Annotated in this window: 29 protein-coding genes; 14 read left to right on the top strand and 15 right to left on the bottom strand. The window is 65.9% G+C overall.

Annotated features, from left to right (window positions below; genetic code table 11):
* The first annotated feature begins 91 nt into the window (after positions 1-91).
* The 4 genes from ACPT9U_RS09735 (at position 92) to ACPT9U_RS09720 (ending at position 3,423) form a co-directional block, all read left to right on the top strand.
* Positions 92-937, top strand: a complete 846-nt coding sequence (locus tag ACPT9U_RS09735; protein WP_418362888.1) for a 23S rRNA (adenine(2030)-N(6))-methyltransferase RlmJ — start codon at positions 92-94, stop codon at positions 935-937.
* Entirely contained in the window at positions 934-1,302 is a 369-nt protein-coding gene (locus tag ACPT9U_RS09730; protein ID WP_435750759.1) for a nucleotide pyrophosphohydrolase, read from the top strand. Before ACPT9U_RS09735 ends, ACPT9U_RS09730 begins: the two co-directional genes overlap by 4 nt.
* A 122-nt stretch (positions 1,303-1,424) precedes the next feature.
* Entirely contained in the window at positions 1,425-3,005 is a 1,581-nt protein-coding gene (locus ACPT9U_RS09725) for an inorganic phosphate transporter (RefSeq protein WP_418362887.1), read from the top strand.
* Positions 3,006-3,072: 67 nt separating this feature from the next.
* A complete protein-coding gene (locus ACPT9U_RS09720; RefSeq protein ID WP_435750758.1) occupies positions 3,073-3,423 on the top strand; it encodes a DUF3301 domain-containing protein in 351 nt (116 codons plus the stop codon).
* A gap of 30 nt (positions 3,424-3,453) precedes the next feature.
* On the opposite strand, the gene folE is transcribed toward ACPT9U_RS09720, so the two are convergent.
* From folE to fabI, 3 genes are read right to left on the bottom strand one after another with little or no spacing between them, the layout of a single operon-like run.
* On the bottom strand, positions 3,454-4,107 hold the full coding sequence (folE, locus tag ACPT9U_RS09715; RefSeq protein ID WP_418362885.1) for a GTP cyclohydrolase I FolE: 654 nt from the start codon (positions 4,105-4,107) through the stop codon (positions 3,454-3,456).
* A 58-nt stretch (positions 4,108-4,165) separates the two neighbouring features.
* On the bottom strand, positions 4,166-4,759 hold the full coding sequence (locus tag ACPT9U_RS09710) for a hypothetical protein (RefSeq protein ID WP_418362884.1): 594 nt from the start codon (positions 4,757-4,759) through the stop codon (positions 4,166-4,168).
* 18 nt (positions 4,760-4,777) lie between these two features.
* Positions 4,778-5,557, bottom strand: a complete 780-nt coding sequence (fabI, locus tag ACPT9U_RS09705; RefSeq protein ID WP_435750757.1) for an enoyl-ACP reductase FabI — start codon at positions 5,555-5,557, stop codon at positions 4,778-4,780.
* 184 nt (positions 5,558-5,741) lie between these two features.
* Between fabI and ACPT9U_RS09700 the strand changes: the two genes are divergently transcribed.
* The 3 genes from ACPT9U_RS09700 to ACPT9U_RS09690 are packed head-to-tail and all read left to right on the top strand — an operon-like array spanning position 5,742 to position 7,592.
* Positions 5,742-6,251, top strand: coding sequence for an HAD domain-containing protein (locus ACPT9U_RS09700; RefSeq protein WP_435750756.1), 510 nt, complete (start codon positions 5,742-5,744; stop codon positions 6,249-6,251).
* 10 nt (positions 6,252-6,261) lie between these two features.
* A complete protein-coding gene (locus ACPT9U_RS09695) occupies positions 6,262-7,044 on the top strand; it encodes a hypothetical protein (protein WP_435750755.1) in 783 nt (260 codons plus the stop codon).
* Entirely contained in the window at positions 7,044-7,592 is a 549-nt protein-coding gene (locus ACPT9U_RS09690) for a YaeQ family protein (RefSeq protein ID WP_435750754.1), read from the top strand. The genes ACPT9U_RS09695 and ACPT9U_RS09690 overlap by 1 nt, the downstream gene beginning before the upstream one ends.
* A gap of 13 nt (positions 7,593-7,605) precedes the next feature.
* Here the strand turns inward: ACPT9U_RS09690 and ACPT9U_RS09685 are convergent, their stop codons facing one another.
* From ACPT9U_RS09685 to cspE, 4 genes are all read right to left on the bottom strand, one after another.
* Entirely contained in the window at positions 7,606-8,490 is an 885-nt protein-coding gene (locus ACPT9U_RS09685; RefSeq protein ID WP_435750753.1) for an alpha/beta fold hydrolase, read from the bottom strand.
* Between the two features lie 26 nt (positions 8,491-8,516).
* On the bottom strand, positions 8,517-11,690 hold the full coding sequence (locus ACPT9U_RS09680; protein WP_435750752.1) for an EAL domain-containing protein: 3,174 nt from the start codon (positions 11,688-11,690) through the stop codon (positions 8,517-8,519).
* Positions 11,691-11,929: 239 nt separating this feature from the next.
* Complete coding sequence (locus ACPT9U_RS09675) at positions 11,930-13,936, bottom strand: DEAD/DEAH box helicase (RefSeq protein WP_435750751.1); 2,007 nt, start codon at positions 13,934-13,936, stop codon at positions 11,930-11,932.
* A gap of 208 nt (positions 13,937-14,144) precedes the next feature.
* Complete coding sequence (cspE, locus tag ACPT9U_RS09670) at positions 14,145-14,354, bottom strand: transcription antiterminator/RNA stability regulator CspE (RefSeq protein ID WP_002926583.1); 210 nt, start codon at positions 14,352-14,354, stop codon at positions 14,145-14,147.
* A 255-nt stretch (positions 14,355-14,609) separates the two neighbouring features.
* Here cspE and ylqF point away from each other — a divergent pair, with 255 nt between their 5' ends.
* Complete coding sequence (gene ylqF, locus ACPT9U_RS09665; RefSeq protein ID WP_418362876.1) at positions 14,610-15,539, top strand: ribosome biogenesis GTPase YlqF; 930 nt, start codon at positions 14,610-14,612, stop codon at positions 15,537-15,539.
* 22 nt (positions 15,540-15,561) lie between these two features.
* Here the strand turns inward: ylqF and ACPT9U_RS09660 are convergent, their stop codons facing one another.
* Positions 15,562-16,140, bottom strand: a complete 579-nt coding sequence (locus ACPT9U_RS09660) for a YitT family protein (RefSeq protein ID WP_435750749.1) — start codon at positions 16,138-16,140, stop codon at positions 15,562-15,564.
* 271 nt (positions 16,141-16,411) lie between these two features.
* On the opposite strand from ACPT9U_RS09660, the gene ACPT9U_RS09655 reads away from it, so the two are divergent.
* The 6 genes from ACPT9U_RS09655 to scpB are packed head-to-tail and all read left to right on the top strand — an operon-like array spanning position 16,412 to position 21,255.
* Positions 16,412-17,299 (top strand): 3',5'-nucleoside bisphosphate phosphatase, encoded by an 888-nt coding sequence (locus tag ACPT9U_RS09655; protein ID WP_435750748.1) that lies wholly within the window; start codon positions 16,412-16,414, stop codon positions 17,297-17,299.
* 5 nt (positions 17,300-17,304) lie between these two features.
* Entirely contained in the window at positions 17,305-17,928 is a 624-nt protein-coding gene (locus ACPT9U_RS09650) for an L-threonylcarbamoyladenylate synthase (protein ID WP_435750747.1), read from the top strand.
* A gap of 27 nt (positions 17,929-17,955) precedes the next feature.
* Positions 17,956-18,615 (top strand): site-2 protease family protein, encoded by a 660-nt coding sequence (locus ACPT9U_RS09645; RefSeq protein WP_418362872.1) that lies wholly within the window; start codon positions 17,956-17,958, stop codon positions 18,613-18,615.
* Between the two features lie 6 nt (positions 18,616-18,621).
* Entirely contained in the window at positions 18,622-19,824 is a 1,203-nt protein-coding gene (locus ACPT9U_RS09640; RefSeq protein ID WP_435750746.1) for a tryptophan--tRNA ligase, read from the top strand.
* 38 nt (positions 19,825-19,862) lie between these two features.
* The gene (locus tag ACPT9U_RS09635) at positions 19,863-20,693 is read left to right on the top strand and encodes a segregation and condensation protein A (protein WP_435750745.1); all 831 of its coding nucleotides are present in this window, start codon (positions 19,863-19,865) and stop codon (positions 20,691-20,693) included.
* Complete coding sequence (gene scpB / locus ACPT9U_RS09630) at positions 20,671-21,255, top strand: SMC-Scp complex subunit ScpB (RefSeq protein WP_435750744.1); 585 nt, start codon at positions 20,671-20,673, stop codon at positions 21,253-21,255. The genes ACPT9U_RS09635 and scpB overlap by 23 nt, the downstream gene beginning before the upstream one ends.
* Before the next feature lie 99 nt (positions 21,256-21,354).
* Here scpB and ACPT9U_RS09625 read toward each other — a convergent pair whose 3' ends face one another.
* Genes ACPT9U_RS09625 through ACPT9U_RS09595 form a run of 7 tightly spaced genes read right to left on the bottom strand, consistent with a single transcriptional unit; the run spans position 21,355 to position 23,981 of the window.
* The gene (locus ACPT9U_RS09625) at positions 21,355-21,705 is read right to left on the bottom strand and encodes a hypothetical protein (RefSeq protein ID WP_435750743.1); all 351 of its coding nucleotides are present in this window, start codon (positions 21,703-21,705) and stop codon (positions 21,355-21,357) included.
* Positions 21,706-21,723: 18 nt separating this feature from the next.
* The gene (locus ACPT9U_RS09620; RefSeq protein WP_435750742.1) at positions 21,724-22,533 is read right to left on the bottom strand and encodes a hypothetical protein; all 810 of its coding nucleotides are present in this window, start codon (positions 22,531-22,533) and stop codon (positions 21,724-21,726) included.
* On the bottom strand, positions 22,530-22,880 hold the full coding sequence (locus tag ACPT9U_RS09615; protein ID WP_435750741.1) for a hypothetical protein: 351 nt from the start codon (positions 22,878-22,880) through the stop codon (positions 22,530-22,532). The genes ACPT9U_RS09620 and ACPT9U_RS09615 overlap by 4 nt, the downstream gene beginning before the upstream one ends.
* A 4-nt stretch (positions 22,881-22,884) precedes the next feature.
* Entirely contained in the window at positions 22,885-23,007 is a 123-nt protein-coding gene (locus ACPT9U_RS09610; protein WP_435750740.1) for a hypothetical protein, read from the bottom strand.
* Between the two features lie 11 nt (positions 23,008-23,018).
* On the bottom strand, positions 23,019-23,411 hold the full coding sequence (locus ACPT9U_RS09605; protein WP_435750739.1) for a hypothetical protein: 393 nt from the start codon (positions 23,409-23,411) through the stop codon (positions 23,019-23,021).
* The gene (locus ACPT9U_RS09600) at positions 23,408-23,734 is read right to left on the bottom strand and encodes a hypothetical protein (protein ID WP_435750738.1); all 327 of its coding nucleotides are present in this window, start codon (positions 23,732-23,734) and stop codon (positions 23,408-23,410) included. The genes ACPT9U_RS09605 and ACPT9U_RS09600 overlap by 4 nt, the downstream gene beginning before the upstream one ends.
* The gene (locus tag ACPT9U_RS09595) at positions 23,727-23,981 is read right to left on the bottom strand and encodes a hypothetical protein (RefSeq protein WP_435750737.1); all 255 of its coding nucleotides are present in this window, start codon (positions 23,979-23,981) and stop codon (positions 23,727-23,729) included. Before ACPT9U_RS09595 ends, ACPT9U_RS09600 begins: the two co-directional genes overlap by 8 nt.
* Positions 23,982-24,593: the final 612 nt, after the last annotated feature.

Genomic DNA, 24,593 nt, shown 5'->3' with positions numbered 1-24,593 from the left:
ACACGGTGATTGTGTCAATGTGGCTGATCTGCCAAGGGTTTTGCCGCGCCCTGTGGGGTGCTACGATGCCGGCCGCGAACGGACAACACCCATGCTCAGCTATCGACACGCCTTCCATGCGGGCAATCACGCGGATGTGCTCAAGCACTTCGTGCTGCTCGAATTGCTCGACTACTACAACCGCAAGGATAAACCCTGGGTTTATATCGACACGCATGCCGGTGGTGGCTGCTATGCGCTCGACAGCGAGCAGGCCGGAAAGACCGCCGAGGCGGCGGCCGGGATCGGGCGACTGTGGGACAGGGATGATGTTCCTCCGGCGCTCGGGCCGTACCTCGATGCTGTGCGCCAGTTCAACCCGCATGGCCGGCTCCTGTTCTACCCAGGCTCCCCCGCGCTGGCCATGACCAAGGCGCGCGCGCAGGACAGGCTGCGCCTGTTCGAGCTCCATCCGGCCGATCACGAATCGCTGCAGCGCACCTTCACCACCGAACGCGAGCGCGTGCAGGTGCAGCGCAGCGACGGCTTCGGTGCGCTCAAGGGCTTGCTGCCACCGCCCACCCGGCGCGCCGTGGTGCTCATCGATCCGCCTTACGAGGTCAAGGAAGACTACCGCCGCACGGTCGACACAGTGCGTGAGGCGTTGCGACGCTTCCCAACCGGTACTTTTGCGGTGTGGTATCCGATGCTGGCGCGCCCCGAGGCCCGTGCCTTGCCACAGAAGCTCGCCGAGATCGGCGCCGAGAGCTGGCTGGACGTGCGCCTGGCCGTATCTGCTCCGCCGCGCGACGGGTTCGGCATGTTTGGCAGCGGTCTGTACGTGATCAACCCGCCCTGGGTGTTGCCCGAGCGGCTGGAGGCGGCCCTGCCATGGCTGGTGCGGCAACTTGGCGTAGATGAATCGGCCGGCTTCGATCTGGAGCATCACATCGAATGAGCGAGATACGACCTGCGGGAGACGCGCTGGACGAGTTGCGCGAGGCCATGCGCCGCTTCACGACCGAGCGCGAGTGGACGGCGTTCCACACGCCGAAGAATCTTGCCATGGCGCTGGCTGGCGAAGCGGGGGAACTGCTCGAGCACTTCCAGTGGCTCACCCCCGAGCAGTCTGCGCGCCTGCCTGCGGACACCCACGAAGCGGCGGCGCTGGAGATGGCGGACGTGCTGCTTTACCTGGTCCGCCTGAGCGATGTGCTGGGTGTGGACCTCGCCGGCGCGGCGCGGCGCAAGATCCGCATCAACGAAGAACGCTACCCGGTCGAACTCGCCCGCGGCAGGGCTGATAAGTACAACCGCCTGTAAGACCTACCCGGAGCCGACCCCAGGGGACGGGATGGCAATTTGCGGTGCTGCAGCAGGAATGGATTGGGCCATTGCAAATTTTCTGAAACAATACGCGCTTTCGTATTGAACGGACTCCCATCGTGGACTTGCAGCACATCACCGACATCGAGCGTGCGGCCCAGAAGGGCCGCGGAGAGATCTTCCGCCTCGGCATGGGTGTGCTCTTCATCGTCGGTGTGATGTTCTACTCGGCTATGCGGGGGGCTGGAGAAGGCAGCCTGGTGCTGGTCATGGCGGCCATGATCGGTGGCTATATGGCCATGAACATCGGTGCCAACGACGTCGCCAACAACGTAGGCCCCGCGGTCGGCTCGCGCGCGCTGACCCTGGCTGGCGCGCTGGTGATTGCAGCGGTATTCGAGGCCGCGGGGGCGCTGATTGCAGGCGGCGAGGTGGTGGGCACGATCCGCAACGGCATCATCAATCCGGACCTCATCTCCGACCCGGATGTGTTCGTCTGGGTGATGCTGGCCGCACTCCTGGCCGGGGCCTTGTGGCTCAATCTTGCCACCGCGGTGGGCGCGCCGGTGTCGACCACGCACTCGATCGTCGGCGCGGTGCTCGGCGCAGGCATGGCGGCAGCCGGGCCTTCGATCGTCGACTGGAACACGATGGGCAGCATCGCCGCGAGTTGGGTGATCTCTCCCTTGCTTGGCGGCTTGTTCGCCGCAGGCTTCCTGTATCTGGTCAAGCGCAGCATCACCTATCAGGTGGACATGGCCGAGGCCGCACGGCGCATGGTGCCGCTGCTGGTGGGCCTGATGGCGTGGACCTTCTCGACCTACCTCATGCTCAAGGGCCTGGGCAAGGTCTGGAAGGTGAGCTTCGGTGAGGCGCTGGCCTATGGCTTCGTGCTTGGTCTGGTGGTCACGCTGGTGCTGCAGCGCGTGCTCGCCCAGCGCCAGTCCGTTGTGGCCAACACCAAGCAAAGCGTGAACCGGCTGTTCACGGTGCCGCTGATCTTCGCTGCGGCGCTGCTCAGTTTTGCACACGGCTCGAATGACGTTGCGAACGCGGTGGGTCCGCTGGCTGCGATCGTCGATGTGGTGAGCTCGGGGGGGGAGATCCACAAGGCGGCGCCGATCCCGACCTGGGTGATGATGGTGGGGGCGATCGGCATCGCGCTGGGGCTGGCGCTGTTCGGACCCAAGGTGATCCGTACCGTGGGTTCGGAGATCACCGAACTGGATCAGATGCGGGCCTACTGCATTGCCATGGCCGCGACCATCACCGTGATCTTTGCGAGCCAGTTCGGGCTGCCGGTCAGCTCGACGCACATCGCGGTCGGTGGCGTGTTCGGCGTGGGCTTCCTGCGCGAATATCTCAAAAGCAACTACGACCGCATGCTGGCCGAGATCAAGGCGCACCACCCTGAGGGCGACATCGTCGCGATCGAGGCGTTCATCCAGCGCTTCGACAAGGCCACGCTCGAGGAGAAGGGGGCCATGCTCGAGGATCTGAAGCAGCGCTCGAAGAACGCCGAGGATCCGGCCCACTTCTCCAAGGGCGAGCGCAAGGATCTGAAGAAGGTGTACCGCCGCGAGCTCGTGAAGCGCTCACAGCTGATGCGCATCGCTGCGGCCTGGGTGATCACGGTGCCGGCTTCCGCGTTGATGGCTGCGATGCTGTTCTTCACGATTCGCGGCATGATGCTGCCGTGAGCGCCAGCGGAGAGGCCTTTCTCGCGCGCCCGCGTTCGCGCGAATGCAGCGTGTGCCACTTTCCGACATGACCCTCACCGAACTCTTCGTGCTGTTGCTGACCGGTAGTGTGGTCTGGTTCTGGCTTGACAGTCTGAAGGCGCGCGAGGCCGGCATTGCGGCGGCGCGCCGTGCCTGCCAGCGCGAGGGCGTGCAGTTGCTCGACGAAACCGTGGTGGGGCATGGGCTGCGCTTTGCGCGCAACGACCGTGGGCACATGGTGCTGCGGCGGGGCTTCGACTTCGAGTACTCGGTGAGCGGCGACGATCGTTACCGTGGCACTGTCGTGATCGAGGGACGCGAGGTGGTGCTTGTGGATGTGAGTGCGCACAGGCTCGCGCGCCGCGCCGTGATCATCGATTTCCAGCAGGAAGGCTAGACCCGCGGAGCTGCTGGCCGTTGGCGCTGATCAGCGCCGACGGTCCTCGATGGCGTGAAGGAATTCGTTGCGCGCCTGCGGTGAGTGTGCGAACGATCCCGCGAACGCCTGCGTCACCACCCGCTCGTCTCCGCGCCGGTCCTCACCGAGCAACAGGCACAGCTGCTCGGCCTCGATCACGCAGGCGGCGCCGTCGGCCATGCCGTGGGTCACGAGCGCATCGGCAATGTCGCGCGTCATCCATTCCTGATAGGTGAAGCGGTGCCCGATCGCGTCGACCATGCGGGCGATGCGGCCGAATCCATGCAGACGACCGCCCGGCAGGTAGGCGACATGCGCGACGCCCCGGAAGGGGACGAGATGGTGTGGGCAGACCCCGTGCACCGCGATGCCGCGGATCACGACCATGTCGCGGCGTGCATCCTCGAAGCCTTCGCCAAGCGCCTCGGCGGGATCGAGCTCATAGCCGCCGAGCAACCGGCGCTGCCAGAGTTCGCGCACGCGCTGCGCGGTGCGGCCCGTGTGGGAGTTGTCGGGGTCAATGCCGGCGGCACGCAACAGCTCTGTCACGGCCCGCTCGAACGCAGGGCCATCGAAGTGCCCGCTGCGGGCGATCCCGATCGAGGCGGGCCGGGCTGGCGCCGGGTGCTCGTGATCGCAGGCATCTGCACGCTGCGCGCTCATGTGCGGGGACTTGGTTGCGAGAGGTGCGCCTGCGATGCGCAGGGTGGGGAAGGCGGGCTCATGCGATGAAGACCGGGTCGGAGAACACCAGGGTGCCGTCCTTGCGCATCATGAGGTTGTTGGCGTTGAGGATATCGGGTAGTACTTGGTAGTCCTCGACGAAATCGGACAGCGCCTTGACCGCCTTCTGCATGCCGGTGCCGAGCGCAAGCGGATTCATGGTCATGTCGTAGAGGGCGATGCGCCCCATGTCCGCGCCGAGCCGGCTCCATTGCTGGCAGGCCGACCAATACACCTCGATCAGGCGCCGTGCGAGCTCCGCCGCGGGCGCATCCTCGGCCAGCGGGTAGAGCTTTTCCATCTCGAGCAGGTGCAGAGGGTAGCCCGACTGCGCACGGCCGATGATGCCGTGGTCCGCGTGGATGATGGGGAAATGCTCACCGCGGGGGCGATCCTCTGCCGTGTAGAGAAAATAATCCGCGGGCGAGCTGACAATCTTGTACACCCGCTCGTCGTCGCCCTTGTCGAGCACGATGGAGTATTCGCCGCGCCCGATTTCCTTTTTCCCGTCGAGCAAGGGGTGTTCCGGAACCGGGTCGGGAAGGAGGACGGTCTGCCGTCCGATCAACTCGCGTGCTGCGGAAAAATCCATCGTGCCATCTCCAGGACGTCAGGCCATGATGTTATAACCGGCGTCCACGAAATGCACGCCACCGGTCACCAGACGGCCTGCATCCGACACGAGGAAGGCGGTAAGGGCGCCGATGTCCTCGGGGGTCACCAGCGCGTGCATTGGCGAACGTTCGACGGCCGCCGCCATCAGCCCGTCGAACCCGGCAATGCCCGAGGCTGCGCGGGTCATCAGCGGGCCGGGCGACACTGCGTTCACGCGGATGCCCTTTGTGCCCAGTTCGGCGGCCATGTAGCGGGTGGCGGCCTCCAGCGCCGCCTTGCACAGGCCCATCACGCCGTAGTTCGGGATCACCTTCTCCGAACCGAGATAGGTCATCGTCACCAGCGCGCCGCCGCCAGCCTTCACGAGCAGGGGTTCTGCCATTTTCGCCATGCGTACGAAGGAGTGGGTGGATACGTCCATTGCGAGCGCGAAGCCGTCGGGCGAACTGTCCACGACGCGTCCATGCAGGTCGTCGCGCTTGGCGAAGGCCATGCTGTGGATGGCGAAGTCGAGCTTGCCGTGGCGGGCGTCGATCTGGGCGAACACGTCCGCCATGGTCTCCGGGCGGGTGACGTCGAGCAGCACCACGTCCTCGATCCCGAGTCGATGCACGACCGGCTCGATGAACGCACGCGTCTTCTCGTTCTGGTAGGTGATCACGACCTTGGCTCCGGCCTCTATGCAGGCCTCGGCCACGCCGGTGGAGATGGATTTCTCGTTGGCGATTCCGGTGATCAGTCCGACCTTGCCTTCCAGGCTGACGATAGGTTTCATGTTGAAGCGTTCCTTGATGGATGTGTTGTTGCAGTGCAACGGAAATGCCCTTGAGGGTGCCGCCGGGGCTTGATTCCGGTCGATCGTGACATTGGGCACGCGGCGCCACTATGGTGCATGCAGTATATTGCGCATTGCAACAATCTTCTGGAGCGTGCGGGGATAATTTATCCCCCGTCCAAATATGTCACGACCCACCTACATCTTCATGGACTTCGACGGCGTCACCCACCCATGGGGCGAGGCGGAGGATTTCCGCTGCCTGCCGAGGATCGAAGCCGTGGTGCGCGAGTTCTCCGAAGCACGTATCGTGATCGCATCGGACTGGCGCATGCTGTTCTCGCTGTCCAGACTGATTACGCGCTTCGCCGAGGACGTTCGCGCGCAGATCGCAGGGGTTACGCCGCAGCTGCTGCCGAAGACGGGGGCGGAACTGCATGGCCTGCGCGAACGTGAGGCGATGGTGTGGCTGGCGCAGCACGAGGCCAGTCCTGGCGATGCGGCCTGGTGTGCGATCGATGATGCGCCCGGTAACTGGCTTTCGCGCCCGCGACTGATCCTCACCGATTTCAAACGTGGCTTCACTGCGGAAGATGAGGGCGCGTTGCGGCGTGTGCTGCAGGGCTTCCGCGATGGGAAGCGCAACCAGGTGGGCACGGTGGCGCCCTCGCTCTGGTCGCGTGACAGCGCGTGAAGGAGCGAGCATGAATTCGTCCGAGAAGATCCTTCCTCCCGACCCGATGGCCGCGCTGGTCGACCCCGACGCGCAGCGTCAGGCCGCAGGCATGGCAGAGCAGACCTTTGCACGCGTGTTCCGGCTCAGCGTCAATGAGGACGACGCCGCACGACGCAAGGGCGTGGAGCAACTGCAGGGCGACCTCGCCGACTGGAGCCTGCGCGGGAAGGCGGGGGAGGCAGGGGAGGCGCAGGCGGCGCGAATCGCCCTGCTGCTCTATGGTCTGGACCAGTGGGGGCTGGCCTGGAGCCGGGCCTTTGGCCTGGTGTCGATCCCCGCACTGAGCGAGCTCATCGGCGCCCTGCGCACCGGGCTGGGCGCGCGCGCGGAGTCCCGTTTCCTGCGCCATTTCGATGAGATCGGTAGCGTCGAGGAATGTGCCATCGAATTCAAGGTCGAGCTGCGACGCGGGGTTCACCTCGCGCTCTGGCACGCCTCGATCGCCAGCGAGAATCGGGAGGAGGCACTGCGCCTTGCGGGGCAGCTGGGCAGCCACCTGCTGGCGCTCACGCGCGAGATGCCGGTCGCGGGCTGGCGCCTGGTGGCCGACGCGCTGGCCTTCAACCAGATCCGCTGCCTGTCGGAAGGGCTGGCGAGCGAAGGCATCGGCCAGGAGGCCACGCAGGCCTTGTTCGCGGCCCTGGCGCGCGAGCTGCCGGGCAGTCAGCGCGAGCTGGTCATGGCCCACTCCGCGCGGGCGGTGATTGCCTGGCAGCAAGCCTTGCGAACGGCCAACGGGCAGGTTCACTGATGGCACTCAAGGCTACGATCTTCAAGGCCGACCTGCAGGTGGCCGACATGGACCGACACCATTACGCGGACTACAGCCTCACGCTGGCGCGCCACCCGTCCGAGACCGACGAGCGCATGATGGTCCGGCTGCTGGCGTTCGCGCTCTTCGCCGACCCGGCGCTCGCCTTCGGCAAGGGTTTGTGCGTGGAGGACGAGCCGGATCTGTGGCAGAAGGATCTCACGGGTGCGATCGAGCGCTGGATCGACGTGGGGCAGCCCGATGAGAAGTGGATCCGCAAGGCTTGCGGGCGCGCGCGCGAAGTGGTCGTCGTCGGCTACGGCCGTGCGCTGGATGTCTGGTGGAACGGCGTCGCGCCGAAGCTCGCGCGTCACGACGGGCTGCGCGTGCTGGAGCTCGACCGCGAGGCGACGGCTGCGCTGGCTCGCCTGGCCGAGCGCAGCATGCGCCTGCAGGTGAGTATTCAGGACGGACAGGCCTGGGTTACGAACGGGCGGGAGCAGGTGCTGGTCGAGCCGCGCTTCCTGCTCGGCGAGCCGGGGCGCTGAGGCCGCGCAACGCTCAGGCGTTGCTACCGAGCAGTGCGCCGCGCACCGCACCGGCAGCGGCGTCCGGGTCCTCCTGCATGAAGCAATGCCCACCGGGCACCTCGCTCCAGCGCACGTTGGCGCGCCGCTCCGCCCAGCGCTGGATTGCGCGTGCGGCGAAGGGGTAGCTGTCGCGCCCGCGCAGCACCTGTACCGGGATCTCGATGCGAGCGAGCGAGGACCACAGCCGGCGTGGGTAGGAACCGAAGATTTCGGCCTCGCGCGAAGGCAGACACTTGAGCTCGACGCCCCCGCCCGGGACATCCCGCAGGGCGTGCTCGACGTATGCGTCGAGGGCGTCCTCGCGCCAGCCGCGGAACATGCCGCGTCCATGCAGGTTGGCACGTGCAGCGGCGCGGTCGGACCAGTGGTGGCGACGACGGCGCGCGCGCGTGGCGAGTTTGTTGCGCGAGTAGAGGCCGACAACGTCCGAGAGCGCCATCAGCCCGATCATCGCCGGAGAGAACAATACCGGGTCGAGCAGCACGGCGCGTGAGAACTGCCCGGGTGCGCGTGCGAGCATGAGGCAGGTGATGACGCTGCCGAAGCTGTGGCCAACCGCGTGGACAGGCGCGCGACCGAACAAGGGGGCATGCGCATGCCAGGCCTCCAGGGCGAGTTCGGCGCAGCGGTTCCAGCCCGTGAAGCGACCGCCGTGTTCGCTCTCGCCGTGCCCTTGGGTATCGGAAAGAAAGAGGTCGAAGTGCTCGCTCAGACCCTTTAGCATCGGCGCATAGACGAGGCCGCAATAGCCGTTGCCGTGGAGGAAGTGGATGACTGGGCGTCCGCTCGGCACAGTGTAGTGGCCGCGCAGCGTGAAGCCGGCGCTGCTCTGGTGGGTCCAGGAAAGCAGTTTCATCGCTTGGGGAGGTGCCGCTGGGTCGATCAGAGGGTACAGGACGCGTCCGCGTCCCAGGAGGCTGGCGTGTTGTCGCGGCACGCGGCCGACGCTGGCGTGCCCGTGCCGTCCTCGTACCACGCGTGCCAGGCGAGCAGGTGCTCCGCAGGCATCGGGCGTGCGATGCCGAAGCCTTGCCCGAGTCGGCAGCCGAGCGCAGAGAGGGCTTCGGCATGCGCCGGTGTTTCCACCCCTTCGGCGATGACGTCGCGCCCGAAGGTTTCGGCAAGTTGCACCACGGCCCCGACGATCGCGTGCGCCTCCTCGTCCGTGAGCATGTCGAGGACGAAGCTGCGGTCGATTTTCAGCAGGTCGACCGGGAGTTGGCGGAAGTGGCGAAGTGATGCATAGCCAGTGCCGAAGTCGTCCAGTGCGATCCGTACACCAAGACGACGGCAGGCGTGCAGGATCTCCATCGCATGCACCATGTCGTCGAGGGCGGTGGACTCGAGGATCTCGAGCTCGAGCTTGGAGGGGGGGATGGTCGGATGGCGCTCCAGCGCACCGCGCACAACCTCCACGAAGCCGGGCATCAACATCAGGCCGGTGCCGATGTTGACGCTCACGCTGATGTCCATGCCCGCCTGGCGGCAGATGCGCAACTGGGCGAGGGCGCTGTCGATGACCCACTGCCCCAGATCGACCTCCAGGTCCGTACCTTCGATGTCATCCAGAAACTCGGCCGGCGGCAGCAGTCCCCGCTCGGGGTGTTGCCAGCGGATCAGCGCCTCTAGGCCTACGAGCCGCCCGCGATTGATGTCCACCTGCGGCTGATAGTGCAGCACGAATTCCCGCTGCTTCAGGGCGAGGGCGAGGCGTTCGGTGCGCTGCTTGCGGCGACGTTGCGCGTCTTCGATACCGGCGTCGAAGTATTGAATGCAGTTCCGTCCGCGCTGCTTGGCGCGGTACATCGCCTGATCTGCATGGCGCAGCAAGGTATCGGGGTCGGACTTGTCCTCGGGATAGAGCGTGACGCCGATGCTCGCCGATACGCTGACCCGCTCGCGGCCCAACACGAACGGCGCGCGGATCGCTTCGAGGATGCGTTCGAGCACGGTGTTGCCCTGCACGTCCTCCAGCAGCAGCACGAACTCGTCACCGCCCAGACGGGCTACGGTGTCACTGGCGCGCAGGAGCTGGTTGAGGCGATCCACGACACCCACCAGCACCTGGTCGCCCGCCTTGTGGCCGTGGAGGTCGTTGATCGGCTTGAAGCCGTCGAGATCGATCACGCAGACGGCGAGCTTGTCTCCGCTCCGGTTCGCGTGGGCAATCGCCTGTCGCAGGCGATCGTCGAGCAGGCGCCGGTTCGGCGCGCCGGTGAGCGGATCGAAGTATGCGATGCGGTTCAGCTCTTCCTGGTGGCGCTTGAGGCGGCTGATGTCCGAGAACATTGCCAGGTGATGGAGCAGCCGCCCGCCGCTGTCACGCACCCTGCTGATCGACAGCACTTCGGCGAACTCTCCGCCGTCCTTGCGCCGGTTCCACAGCTCGCCGCGCCAGTGGTCGTTCTGCTCGAGCTCGTCCCACATCTTCTTGTAGAACTCGGGACTCTGCCGACCGGAACTGAGCATGCTCGGATCGCGGCCGACCGCCTCTTCGCGACTGAACCCGGTGATGCGGGTGAAGGCAGGATTGACGTCCACGATCCGGTTGCGCGGGTCGGTGATGACGATCGCCTCGTAGCTGGAGGAGAAGACGCTGGCCGCGAGTCGAAGATTCTCTTCGTTGGCCTTGCGGCGGGTGATGTCGATCTGCGCGCCCGTGATCAGCTCGGCCCCACCCTGCGCGTTACGCTGCACCGCGATCGCGCGGTCGTGCACCCAGATCCAGTGCCCGTCGGTGTGGCGCAGGCGCAGGTCCAGCTCGTAGCAGGGGGTTTCGCCGTCGATATGGCGCTTGAGCTCGCATTCGGCGGCGGCAAGGTCGTCGGGGTGTACGATCACGCGCCAGTGCGAACGATCGAGCTGGCGGCTCGCCGTTTCCGGCATGCCTAGCATTTCGGCCATGCGCCGGTCGATGGTCCACTCGCCGGTCGTCAGATTCCACTCCCAGCTTCCTGCGCGGCTGGCTTCGACCACATTGCGCAGATGGTGGCGCTCGAGGTCGACCTGCGCGGCGAGCATGCGTGCGGCTTCGTTCGCTCGCTCTAGCCTGCCGTTGTTCTGCAGCAGCCGGACGAGCAGCAGGACGATGGTGAGCGCCGCAAGCGCGAACGCGAACAGCCACTCTTGGTATTTCTCCCAGATGTCCCGCCAGGTGAACTCGGGACTGCTGTCGAAGGGCGGCAGGCGCAGTTCACGCATCAACTCTTCTACGCGCGAGTAGTCCGAGGGGATGGTGAAGCCCGCGATTCCGGCGGCGACGGCCGCGGGATGCTCTGGCTGCAGCGTAAGGACGAGCGCGGCTACCCGCCGCACCACCTTTTCGTCGGCGTGGTCCAGGGCGACCAGTGGCCACTCTGGATAGAGCTCGGTGGAGCTCATGTAGGGGTGATCCGGCCAGGTAAGCGGGTTGAGCACGCGCAGCCCGGAGATATCGCGGCCTTCGCGGGCCAGGCGCTCGATCAGTCCGGTGCGCACGAAGGCTGCATCGGTCCGCCCGGCGAGCAGCGCGTCGATCACGCTGTCCTGATCCTGGCCAAAGGGCCTGAGTCGAAGCGACTCGAGATCGACGCCGGCCTTCTTGAGCGCGAGCGCCTGCGCCGGGTAGGTGCCGAGGAAGTTCGATGAGGTCGTTGCAACGCGCCGTCCCGCGAGGTCGGCCAGCGACAGCAGGTGTTCGTCCTTCCTGCGCACGACGACTACGCCACCGAAGCTGCGGACCTCGATGCCGCCGTCGAGGTTGACCTGAGTGGCGATGGCGCCGGAGAGGGGGCTGGACGCCCTGAGTTCGATAAAATGCGCCGGGTTCGTCAGCAGCAGGTCGACCTCGCGGCGGTCGATGGCGCCGCGCAGCTCTTCCGTGTCGAGCACGCGCAACCGTACCTCGCGGTCACCCAGACCTTCGCCAAGATAATCGGCAAATGCGTGCCACGTGGCCTCCACGATCGGCTTCGGGCGTAGCGCGAACACGCCGAGCGTGAGCGGTTCGGCGGCATTCGCCAGCGCGCAGAGCAGCAGCGGGACAAGCAGCAGGGCTCGGGCGAGGTGCTTCCTCATGCTGCGTTCTTTGCCCCTTCGGTCAAGTCATCGCAGCCGCCGGCCCGCCAGGGGCGCGCGGCCAGACACTGCTCGCTCCAATGTGCGCAGGGCGCCACGGAGCGAGTGGATCGAGGAAAGCAGGGCAGGTTTTCGGGCATGCGTGTGGCGCGTCGATGAGGCGACCTATTCTAGGTGGAGCACGCTCGCGAAAAGTTGACGGAAATCACGCTTTTCCGGTGAAAGATGTTGTCATTGAATCACTTGTCCCGCCGCTTGGGTCCGAAAGAGGGGCGACCATGGTCCGGGCCGCGCTGGGGGCGTTTGTGCGGCTCGCCCCGGGGGGCGAAGGGCGCTTTCTCTCCGGGTTCGGGCTTGCGCGCCGGGCGCGGCCGGTCGGAGAAGGGCTTGTCCTCGCGATAGGGCGCGCGCGGCCGATCGCCGCTGGCTTCGCGACTCTTGCCGTGGCGCTCGCGGGGGGCATCGTCCGCTGGCCGTGTGCGTCGGGTCGGGGTGGTGGCTTCCTCGGCGGCGCTCAGGGCCCGGATGTTCAGCGGCATCTGGCGGACGCGCGTGCGCCGCAGCGTGGCGAGCAGGTCCTCGGGCAGGCTGGAAGGCAGCTCCACCGTGGAGAACGCGTCGAAGAGGTGGATCTGGCCGATGAAGCGGCCTTCGATGCCGCCTTCGTTGGCGATTGCGCCGACGATCTCCTTAGGGCTGGCGCCGTGCATGCGACCGACCTCGATGCGGTAGCGCACGAGCGATCCTTCGGAGAAGGCGCGGCGACGCGCCAGGATCTCGTCCCGGTTCGGGCGGGGCGCATGCTCGCGCGGAGCGCCGGTGGTGAAGTGTTCAGCGCGCGGCGGGCGGTTCTCGAAGGTGGTGGGTGCGGTGGCGATGTCCCAGCCGCGGCCGGATTGCTCGATCTGCAGCGGGCGCTCGCGCTGGGCGAGCAGGGTGAGCGCGGCGGCAACTTCGTGGATGTCGAGCTCATTCTCTTCGACCAGATCATTCACGATGCCCATGAAGAAGCCCAGATCCTCGCTGGCGATCGCGTCGACGACCTGGCGCTTGAACTGGGCGACCCGCAGATTCGTGACTTCCTCGGTGCTTGGCAGGGCGATCGGTGTGATCGGCTGGCGGGTTGCGCGCTCGATCATCTTGAGCATGCGCGTCTCGCGCGGTGCGACGAACAGGATCGCCACCCCTTCGCGGCCCGCGCGGCCGGTGCGGCCAATGCGGTGCACGTAGGCTTCGGTGTCGTAGGGGATGTCGTAGTTGATGACGTGCGACACACGCGGTACGTCGATGCCGCGCGCAGCGACGTCGGTGGCGATGACGATGTCGAGCGCGCCGTTCTTGAGCTGCTCGATCACGCGTTCGCGCAGGCCCTGTGTCATGTCGCCGTTGAGGGCGGCGGCGGCGTAGCCGCGGGCGGCAAGCTTGTCGGCGAGTTCCTCGGTGGCGATCTTGGTACGCACGAAGACAAGTGCGGCGTCGAAGGTTTCCTCGGCGTCCAGAATGCGGGTAAGTGCGTCGAGCTTGTCGACGCCGCGCACCAGCCAGTAGCGCTGGCTGATCTTGGCTACGGTCGAGGTGGCAGCGCGGATCTTGATCTCCTGCGGCTCGCGCAGGTGGCGGCGGGCGACGTCGCGGATCACGTTGGGCATCGTTGCCGAAAACAGCGCGGTCTGGCGCTCGGTCGGCGTGTGCTCGAGGATCCATTCGACATCGTCGATGAAGCCCATGCGCAGCATTTCGTCGGCTTCGTCGAGCACGATGGCCTTGAGCGCGTCGAGCTTGAGGCTCTCGCGCTCGAGGTGGTCCATGACCCGGCCGGGGGTGCCGACGATGATCTGGGCACCGCGCGAGAGCTGGCGCAGTTGCACCACCATGCTCTGGCCGCCGTAGATCGGCAGCACATGGAAGTTCTTCAGATGATGGGCGTACTTGGCGAAGGCCTCGGCGACCTGGATTGCAAGCTCGCGCGTCGGCGTCAGCACCAGCACCTGAGGGCGCGTGTCGGCGAGGTCGAGCCGGGCCAGCATCGGCAGCGCGAAGGCGGCGGTCTTGCCGGTGCCGGTCTGCGCCTCGCCGAGGATGTCGCGGCCTGCGAGCAACTGAGGAATGCAGGCGGCCTGAATGGGCGACGGCGTTTCATAGCCGACCTCGGCCAGCGCAGAAAGGAGCGGGGCCGGGAGGTCGAGGTCGGCGAAGCGCAGGGTAGCCTCGGGGCTGGCGGGTTCGGTGCGGGCAGAGTCGGTCATGGCAGTCGGGCTGTGGTGGCGGCGATGTGCAGCAGCGCTGCGAAGTCGCGATTATCGGCGATTCCGGCGCGGCAAACGAAAAAAGCGGCTCGTGGCCGCCGTGGGGCGAATCGGGCTGGAGTCAGCAGCGGCAGGCGCCGGAAAAGCAAAAACGCGGCGCAAGGCCGCGTTTCGGATCAATCGAAGGACGTCGGAGACGTCGGATCGATTACAGCGGGCGGATGTTGGCCGCCTGCAGGCCCTTCGGGCCGGTCTTGACTTCGAATTCGACGCGCTGGTTTTCGGCCAGGCTCTTGAAACCCTTGCTCTGGATCTCCGAGAAGTGGGCGAACAGGTCGTCGCCGCCGCCTTCAGGGGTGATGAAGCCGAAGCCCTTGGCGTCGTTGAACCATTTCACGGTACCGGTTTGAGTGCTCATTTTGCGTTCCATATGAAAAATTGCGGGCTTGCGCCCCGGAAATGCAGGAACGATCAAGAAACGTAATCAGGGGGCATCAAACCGACACGCGCTCTCTTGGAACACGCTGGGCAACCACCAGAACAACCACTGCTTGAATCGACTGCGACCGGCACAATACACGCTTTTTCAGGCTGTGCGCGATTTTATTTGGGTGTTCGCGCAAAAAAACGTCGGGTGGGATAATCCCCGCTTCGAACATGAAGGCAATTCCCCATGCCCATCCAGTGGTTTCCAGGACACATGGCCTCCGCACGCAAGAAAGCAGCGGAGGCGATGGCGTCCATCGACGTGGTGATCGAGGTCACCGACGCGCGCCTGCCCGAGGCGAGCAGCAATCCGATGATCAGCGAATTGCGCCGCTTCCGTAACCGCCCCTGCCTGAAGCTGCTCAACAAGTCGGATCTGGCCGACCCTGCGGTGACGCGCGCCTGGATGGAGCACTACAACCGGCAGCCCGGCGTGAAGGCGGTGGCGATCTCGGCGAAAAACCCGGCAGAGGTCGCGCGCGTTCCCGGGCTGTGCCTTCAGCTCGCGCCGCACCGCGACGATGGCGTCAAGCCCTTGCGCATGATGATCATGGGGATCCCCAATGTGGGCAAATCGACCCTCATGAATGCGCTGCTCAAACGCAAGGTGGCCAAGGTGGGGGACGAGCCTGCCGTGACCAAGCACCAGCAGACCCTGGATCTCGGGCCGGGCATGACGCTGACCGACACGCCCGGCATGATGTGGCCGAAGATTGCATATGACGCGGACGGCTACATGCTTGCTGCGAGCCATGCCATCGGCCGCAACGCAGTGATCGATGAGGAGGTGGCGGCCTTTCTCGGCGACATTCTGATCGCCCGCTATCCGGCGCAGCTGAGCGCACGCTATCGCCTGGGCGCCGATGCATTGGCGGTGATGGACGGCCCGGCACTGGTCGAGGCCGTGGGACGCAGGCGCGGCTGTCTGGTGAAGGGGGGCGGGCTGGACCTGGAGAAGGCTGCACAGATCCTGCTGCAGGATTACCGCGATGGCGCCCTGGGACGTATCAGCCTGGAGACGCCCGAAACGCGTGCGGCGATGGTTGCCGCGGCGCAGGCGGCCGAGGCCCTGCGACGCGAGGAGGACGAAGCGCCGGGGGCTTTGGGGGAGGATTGAGCGGGCAGGGTTCAGTGCCCGCTCAGATGCCGAAGTACCGGCCCGGGCGGTGGTTGACCGCGATCACGAAGTTCAGCGCTGCGGCGCCGAGCACGGAGAGTGCGACCTTGTCCGGGCTCACCGCCAGCAGGCCGAGCGACAGGATCAGGCAGTCGAAGCCCATCTGCACCCAGCCTGCCCGCCACCCGCGTAGTTTCTGAAAATACAGTGCGAGGATCGTCACCCCGCCCAGGCTGGCCCCGTGGCGGATCAGGATCAGGATCCCGATTCCCGCGAGCAGCCCGCCCATGATCGCGGAGAAGACGGGGTTCAGGTGCTCGAAGCCGATCACTGCCGGCAGCAGCTCGGTCTGCAGCGCGAGCACGCCGACGGCACAGAAAGTCTTGATGGTGAAGGTGCGGCCGAGGGTGCGCAGGCCAAACACGTAAAACGGCAGGTTGATCATGAACAGCACGATGCCCAGCGGCCAGCCGCCGAGGTAATGCGTGAGGAAGGCAAGCCCGGTCGTTCCTCCGGTGAGGAGCGAGCTTTCACGCAGCATGAGCACTGCCAGTGCCACGAACAGGCAGCCTGTAAGCACGCCCTGCACGTCTTCGAACATGGTGTGCGCCTGCGCCTGAGGCACCGGTGTGCGCGCATGCGGCGGAGGTGTTTTTTGCGTCGGGGTAGCGGGGGGCTGGTCTGCGGCTTGCCGGGACATCGTGCGCTTCGGAAGAACGGGGTTGCAAATGATACCGGCTCAGACGCTGCCGGGGAGATCGCGGCAATTGCACGCGAGACGCGACAGGTGACGAGGCTCGCCTGGAGCTTGCACGGGGTTTGAAGGCGGGATTTGCTATCATTCCAGCCTACTGATTCGATACAGGATACGCATGAGCGATCCGTCAGCCTCAGGGCTGCGCGCCATCAACGCTGATCTGCACTGCCATTCGACTGTCTCCGACGGCTGGCTGGAGCCCGAGGAACTGGTTCGGCGCGCCGTGGAAAACGGTGTGGAGTTGCTTGCACTGACCGACCACGACGAGGTCGGCGGTGTCGATGCGGCCGCGCGCACAGCGCGTGCGCAGGGCGTCGCCTTCGTGGCGGGGGTGGAGATTTCGGTGTCGTTCGCGGGCGAGACCATTCATATCGTCGGGCTCGATGTCGACCACCGGCACCCTGCCCTGCGCGATGGGCTGGCCCAGGTGCGGAGCGGGCGCGATGCGCGCGCGCAGCGCATGAGCGAGGCGCTCGAGGCCGTCGGGATTCGCGATGCGCTCAGCGGCGCCAGGCGTTTCGCGCGCAACCCGGACCTGGTGAGCCGGGCGCATTTCGCCCGCCACCTCGTAGCGAGTGGCGTGATGCCGGACGTGAAGACGGTGTTCGATCATTACCTCGTGCGCGGCAAGCCTGGCTTCGTGGAGCATGAATGGGCCACGCTTGAAGAAGCGGTGGGATGGATCCGGGCTGCGGGTGGCGTGGCGGCGGTGGCGCATCCGGCGCGCTATCGACTGTCCTCCGCTCAACTGGCGCTGCTCTTCGATCGCTTCATGGCGGCAGGGGGCGAAGCGGTCGAGGTCGTCTCCGGTGCGCATACCGAGGAAGAGATGCTTCGTTTCGCGCACCTCGCGCGGCAGCGTGGCCTGCTGGCGTCGCGTGCATCGGACTTCCACGGCGAGAACGAGAGCGTGGTGGATGTGGGCTGCTGTCGGCCGTTGCCGCCCGATCTTGAGCCGGTGTGGTCACGGTTCTGGCCGCCCGCACAAACCTTGACGAACTAGAAGACATGGCCCAGTTCTTTTCGCTGCACCCCGAACAGCCCCAGCCGCGCCTGATCCGCCAGGCGGCGGACATCATCCGTGCCGGAGGCTTGGTTGCGCTGCCCACCGACTCGGCTTACGCGCTTGCCTGCCATGTCGGAGACGCCGCGCTGCTCGAGCGCATCCGGCGTATCCGCGGCGTGGACGAACGCCACCACTTCACGCTCGTGTGCCGTGATCTGTCCGAGATCGGTACCTATGCCAGGGTGGACAACAGTCAGTACAGACTGCTCAAGGCGGTCACGCCCGGGCCGTACACGTTCATTCTCGAAGGGACGAAGGAGCTGCCCCGGCGCGTGTTGCACCCCAAGCGCAAGACCATCGGTCTGCGCGTCCCCGACCATCCTGTCGTCTCGGCCTTGCTGGCCGAGCTCGGCGAGCCGTTGCTGAGTTCGACCTTGCTGTTGCCCGGCGAGGAACTGCCCCTGACCGACGTGGATGAGATTCGCGACCGTCTGGCCAAGCAGGTGGATCTCGTCATCGAGGCCGGGTACTGCGGCCCGGAGGCGACTACAGTGGTCGATCTGACCTCGGGCGTCCCTGAGTTGGTGCGCGAAGGTCGCGGCCCGCTCGGGCCGCTCGGGCTGTAAGATCCTCGGTTTGCGAACGACACTCGAATGGATTCGCTGATCTCCACGCTGGCCATCTGGGCCCTCCCGGTGCTGCTGGCCATCACCCTGCACGAGGCTGCGCACGGCTATGTGGCGCGGCATTTCGGCGATCCTACTGCGGACCTAGCGGGGCGCATCACGCTGAACCCGTTGCGGCATATCGACCCGGTGGGCACGATCCTGGTGCCGGCAGGCATTCTTGCGCTCAGTTCGATCGCTGGCGCGGGCGGCATCCTGTTCGGGTGGGCAAAGCCGGTGCCGGTCAATTTCGGTCGGTTGCGCAACCCCAAGGCGGACATGCTCTGGGTGGCCGCCGCCGGCCCCTTCGTGAATCTGCTCATGGCGATCGGGTGGGCGATCCTGTTTACGATCGCGGCCAAGAGCGAGCCGGGCGCCTACACGCTTCCGATGCTGAAGATGGCCGATGCCGGCATCCAGATCAATGCGGTGCTGATGGCGCTGAACCTGCTCCCGATCCCCCCGCTCGACGGCGGGCGCATCGCGGTCAGCCTGTTGCCCAACCGGCTCGCCTGGCGCTATGCGCGGCTGGAGCCCTACGGCTTCCCGATTCTGCTTGTGCTCCTCTTCACCGGGATCCTCGGTGACATCCTGTGGCCGCTGATTGCCGGCTTCCGTTACCTGCTTTCGATCTTCTTCGGCTTCTGATCCCTCATGTACGCAGAACGCGTCCTTTCCGGCATGCGCCCCAGCGGGCGTCTGCATCTTGGCCACTACCATGGCGTGTTGAAGAACTGGGTGAAGCTGCAGGAGGAATACCCCTGCATGTTCTTCGTTGCCGACTGGCATGCGCTGACCACGCACTACGACACGCCCGAGGTGATCGAGCAGAACGTGTGGAACATGCTCATCGACTGGCTCGCAGCCGGCGTGGATCCGGCGCAGGCGACGCTGTTCATCCAGTCGCGCGTTCCGGAGCATGCGGAGCTGCATCTGCTGCTGTCGATGATGACGCCGCTCGGATGGCTCGAGCGGGTGCCGACGTGGAAGGAGCAGCAGGAGAAGATCGAGGGGCGCGACCTGTCGACCTACGGCTTCCTCGGCTACCCGCTGCTGCAGTCGGCGGATATCCTGATCTATCGCGCCGACAAGGTGCCGGTGGGCGAGGATCAGGTGCCGCATGTGGAGATCACGCGTGAGATTGCCCGTCGCTTCAATCATCTGTACGGCCGCGAGCCCGGTTTCGAGGACAAGGCGAAGGATGCTGTGCGCAAGCTCGGCGCCAAGCGTGCACGGCTATACCACGAGCTGCGCACCCGCTTCCAGCAGGAAGGCGATGAGGATGCGCTCGAGCAGGCGAAGGCGCTGCTCGACGAGACCCAGAACCTGAGTCTCGGCGACCGTGAGCGCCTGTACGGCTATCTCGAGGGCAGCGGCAAGATGATCTTCGTCGAGCCCGAGGCGCTGCTCACCCCGGCCGGACGCATGCCCGGCCTTGACGGCCAGAAGATGTCGAAGTCCTACGGCAATACGATCAATCTGCGCGAGGATGCGGAGAGCGTCACGCGCAAGGTACGTACCATGCAGACCGACCCGGCACGCATGCGCCGTACCGATCCCGGCGAGCCCGAGCGGTGTCCGGTGTGGCAACTGCACGCAATCTATTCCGACGAGTCCACGCTGGGCTGGGTGCAGGACGGCTGCCGCAAGGCCGGTATCGGCTGTCTGGAGTGCAAGCAGCCGGTGCTGGAGGCCATCCTGAAGGAGCAGGAGGGGCTTCACGAGGGTGCGCAGCCCTACCTGGACGACCCCAGTCTGGTGCGCAGCATCATGGCCGATGGTTGCGAGCGTGCGCGAAAACTTGCACAGGACACCATGCGTGACGTGCGCGAGGCCATGGGCCTCGACTACGGCTGAGGTCGGGACGTCGTTTTCCGTCCGGGCATGGCTTGCTGATGAATCTGCCGCTCGATCTGGCGCCGGTCGACACCGCCGACACCCTCGACGTGTTGGCGCGCATCCATGGCGAGCCCCTGCTCGAACTGCCGAAAGACCTGTATATTCCGCCCGACGCGCTGCAGGTCTTCCTCGATGCATTCGAAGGGCCGCTGGATCTGTTGCTGTATCTGATCCGCAAGGCGAACCTTGACGTGCTCGACATCCCGATGGCGCCGTTGACCGCGCAGTATCTCGAGTACGTCGAAGCCATGCGGACTTCCAATCTCGAGCTTGCCGCCGAGTACTTGTTGATGGCGGCAATGCTGCTTGAAATCAAGTCGCGCATGTTGCTGCCGCGGCCGCCACGCGAGCATGCAGAGGAAGCCGATCCGCGCGCGGAGCTGGTTCGCCGATTGCTCGAGTATGAGCAGATGAAGCTTGCCGCAGCGCGGATCGATGCGCTGCCGCGTGTCGAGCGGGATTTCGAATGGGTCGGCGTCTTCGCCGCCGAGAAGGTGGTCGAGCGCTTGCCCGGGGTGAGTCTGCATGACTTGCAGCTGGCCTGGCTTCGCATCATGAAGAAGGCCCGTCTGACGCAGACGCACCGCGTGGAGCGCGAACAGCTCTCGGTGCGCGAGCACATGACGGTGATTCTGCGCAGGCTGCGCGGAGGGGGCTTCGTGGTTTTCGACACGCTGTTCGAGGTCGAGCTCGGTGCGGCGGGCCTGGTGGTGAGCTTTCTCGCCGTGCTCGAGTTGGTGAAGGAAAAGCTGGTTGAAGTGACCCAGAACGAGGCGTTCGCGCCGATTTACGTGAAACTTGCCGATGCAACCCGCGACGACGCCTGAAGCCTGGCTGCGCATTGTGGAGGCTGCACTGCTGGCGGCCACGGGCCCCCTGACGGTGGCCGAGCTGCGCAGGCTGTTCGATGAGGACCCGGGTCCGGACCTGGTGCGTCGTCTGCTCGACGAGTTGCGCGCCGAATGGTTCGATGCTGCGCGCGGGGTGGAGCTCGTGCAACTGGCGAGCGGCTGGCGCTTCCAGACGCGGGCCGAAGTTCAGGTCTATCTCGACCGCCTGAAGGAGGAGAGGCCGCCGCGTTACTCGCGTGCGGTCATGGAAACACTGGCGATCATCGCCTACCGGCAGCCGGTCACCCGCGGTGACATCGAGGATATCCGGGGGGTGGCGGTGTCGCCCAACATCTTGAAAACCCTCGAATCGCGGGGGTGGATCGACGTTGTCGGCCACCGCGACACCCCGGGGCGGCCGGCGCTTTTCGCCACCACCCGGCGCTTCCTCGATGACATGGGCTTGCGCAGTCTGACCGAACTGCCTGCGCTGACCGAAATCGAAAAAATCATGGACCTCGTTGAGGTTGCAGAGATTCAGGAAAAAAACGCTGAATAATCAGATTGATGTAGCGTTTTTTCTGATGGTTGATTCTCGAAAAATGGACCGTGTACGCTTCTGTGTACGCGGTTTTTCTTTGTCTGCAGCCTGTTCCGTTCATCGGTCGCGACCTTTCCCCGCATCGGGGAGTTTATTGCGCTCCCCCTCGATCTCCGCGCGCTGTTCCTCCAGTAGCTGTTCAAGAATCCGGTCTGCCATCCAGTTCAGTAGCGGCTCGAATGCCGCGCGGCGCTCGGGACTGAGGCGACCACGGCCTTCTGCGCTCGCTTGAAGAATGCCGTCTTTGGCCTCACGTCGGGTGTTCTCGACTCTTTCATCAATAGGGCGGCGGTCTGCAGAAAGGGGGCTTCCTGCCGTTTTCGGCCCTCCCGCACCCTGATCTATGCCGCTGATCTCTGCGGCGGTGCTGGTGGCGCTCTCGTGCGTGCCCTGCCTGTCTTTTTTCACGTCGTGCTCCCCTCGCATCTAGCAAATGGACGGCTGCTCGCGTTCGAACAATCGTGCGCGAAACCCTGCCCAGCTCTCGCCCGGTCTGGGGGCCTTGCCTTTTCGCTTTCCGATTGCTAGCAGTCGCAATTCTTCGGCGGTGGCCGGCGGCGTGACTCGTGCTTCTTTTGCAAGACTGGTCCTCGCTGAACTGGGGGCGGTCGTCTTGTCTCGGCCAGGTGAATCTCCCGCAAACCACTTTGTTGCGAGCCAGTCTCGAATGTCGGTCAGGTCGCGAACTTCGGCAGGGGGCAACGTTGGATCGCGCTTATCCACAGGGGCGGCTTGCCGATGGCTGGGTTTTTGATTTTCTTGAACCATGATGTGTGCCGGGTTTGCCTGCCTGGATTCGGCGCGGAGGGTGCCCGGTTCACGGCGAGTTGCCTTGCGAGGCGCGGCATTGGCGGTGCCCGGTTCTGTGGATCGTTCCCCGCCTGCACCGTGCCCGGTTTGATCGGTGCGAGCGCGGGCGATGACCGCGAGCGGCAGTCGAAACGCCAGCCGATCCCCAGGCAGGCGACGCAGCAGCCCTGTCCGCTGCAGGCGGGCAAGGGCGGTGCGGACTTCTTTCTCGCTGGGTGCCGTGATCTGCACCCCGGCTCCGCGTGGCGTGTGGGTCTCGCAGTAGGCGCGCAGCATGGCGAGGCTGATCGGCCGGGATCGGCCTGTGATCCCGGTCCCGTAGTCCATCCAGGTGCGCAGGAGCATGTACGCCTGAAAGGCCAGCGATCCCACGCCGTGAAGCGCGTCGATCTCATCGGCGGTAACGGCGATAACTTGTCCCGTCATGGCTTCGTCCTAGAGTTGCGCGCGTCGGCGCTGAGTTCCTCCAGGACTCGGTCCACGATGCCTTTTGCTGAGGTCTCGCCAAACCAGAACTGCGCGCGTTCCACTTCCCACCATCCGGCGGCCTGTGTGACGCCCATCAGCGCCAGGGCGACGTCTGCCACCCGGCGCGCACGCATGACGGCCGCCTTGGCGTAGCTATCGGCTTGAAGCTCGGTCGACGGTCCGTCCGGCCTCTGGTCGTAGTACGGGACGAAGCAAACGTAATCCGTCCTGCTGCGTCGGTGGATTCGGCCGCATGCGGCTTGCGCTGCCTTGAGGGCGGCGGTTTTGCTCATGTGTGCGGACATGGCCTTACCTCCCCGCCATCGCGTAGCCGGTGCGTTCGTGCGCGAGGCCGGCGGCGGCGTGATAGTCGAGCGTGCCGACAGCAGCGAATCCCGCGAACAGGATCGCCAGGAAGAAGGCGGTTCTCATCTTCGGCCCCCTCATGATTCGCCACGGCCAAGCATGGCTAGTGCGGCCCCCAGGCTGGGGAATGCGCCCCAGCAGGTGGAGCGATCCCATGCGCCCCCGTCCAGGCAGCGCACCATGTATCGAACTCCGGTGGGCCATGCCTTCATCCAACCCGCGCGGCCTTGCTCATTCCAATGCCGGCGGCCCTCTTCGGCCCATTGGTCGGTGCGCTCGGCGTAGAACGCGTCAAGCGCCTCCACGCTGTCGGTGACGATGAACGGGACGTGCCAGAACTTCCGGTGGCTGTCGGGGCGCTCGTCGTTGGGGGAATCTTCGAAGTTCGGCGGCAGCTTGGGGTTGATGGGGACGCCGTCGACTACGCGCTCGGCGAGGATGTACCCGCGCCCGGTGTTGAGTCGCTTCATGGCTGCACCTCCGCGCGGTTCCTTTCCTCCAGGGTGCGCACATAGGCTGCGTCGGCGTCAGCGAGTCGGCGGCGGGCGTGGTCGATCAGGGCTTGCGCGCCGGCAAGCATCGCGCTGCAGCGGGCGAGGTCTCGTCCGGTCCAGCCGATGGTCATCGCGCACGACGCGTCAGTCAGCAGCGACGAGGCGTCGTCAAGCTCGGCGGACAGGCGGTTGAATTCGTTGCCTTGCAGGGTTGGGGTCGGCTGGTGGCTGGCATCGCAGCGGCCGGCGCTTGAGGCCGGCGCGGCCAGCTCGGCGGCGGGCAGGGTGTGCTCATGCATGGTCGCGGTCTCCCTGGTCGAGTTGTCCAGGGGCGGCGACGGTCACGTCAGGCCAGCGCAGCAGGCGGTTGGCGAGGCGCAGCGGGCGCACGCCGAAGTAGTGTCCGGTCCGGCTCAGGCGCACGCGCAGGCTCTGGGTCTTGATGCCTTGGCGGGCGGCGAACTGCGCGGTGTCGAGGGGATATTCGGCAATGATGTTGCCGTGGGGGAGGGCGTGGGTGGGCGTGCCCGTTGCGGTCGTGCGCATGGCTAATACTCCGTTTGCGGTTTGAACCCGCACCCCGCTTCCAAACGGGGTGGCGGACCGATACGGGGTTGGAAGACCGGGCAAACGGAACCGGCGAGCCTGTCGGCTCCCCCGCACGGCCCGCCATTGAACGGCAGTACGCGCGGCGTGGACGCAAAAAATCCGCCTATTGTGGCGGATGCGTCCGCCGTTTGCATGTTCGGGCTTCCAAACCCGTTCACTGTTGTTTGCAGCGACGGCCGGAGTATGGCGTGGGCTGTTGATTGGCGTCAAGCGGTTCGCGGTGGGCGGTGTCGGGTGCTCGCCCTGGTAGCGAGGCCGGTGGTGGTCGGGGTGGTGCTCCAGGTGCTCGGCGGCCGGGGCGGATGCGCGAGGCCGGCGCGCGGATCGGACGGCGGTGCAGCCCAGCGGCCGGTGTGGTCAGCAGAGGGGCGAGGGGATCGGGGCCAGCGGGTGCGGTGGGCGGTGTCGGGTGCTCGCCCTGGTAGCGAGGCCGGCGGTGTCCGGGTGGTGCTCCAGGTGCTCGGCGGCCGGGGCGGATGCGCGAGGCCGGCGCGCGGATCGGGCGGCGGTGCAGCCCAGCGGCCGGTGTGGTCAGCAGAGGGGCGAGGG

This window comes from Thauera sp. AutoDN2, assembly GCF_051280715.1.
In the GTDB taxonomy this organism is placed as follows: domain Bacteria; phylum Pseudomonadota; class Gammaproteobacteria; order Burkholderiales; family Rhodocyclaceae; genus Thauera.
The sequence above is the reverse complement of the archived record's forward strand: the minus strand, read 5'-3'. Positions and strand labels throughout refer to the sequence as shown.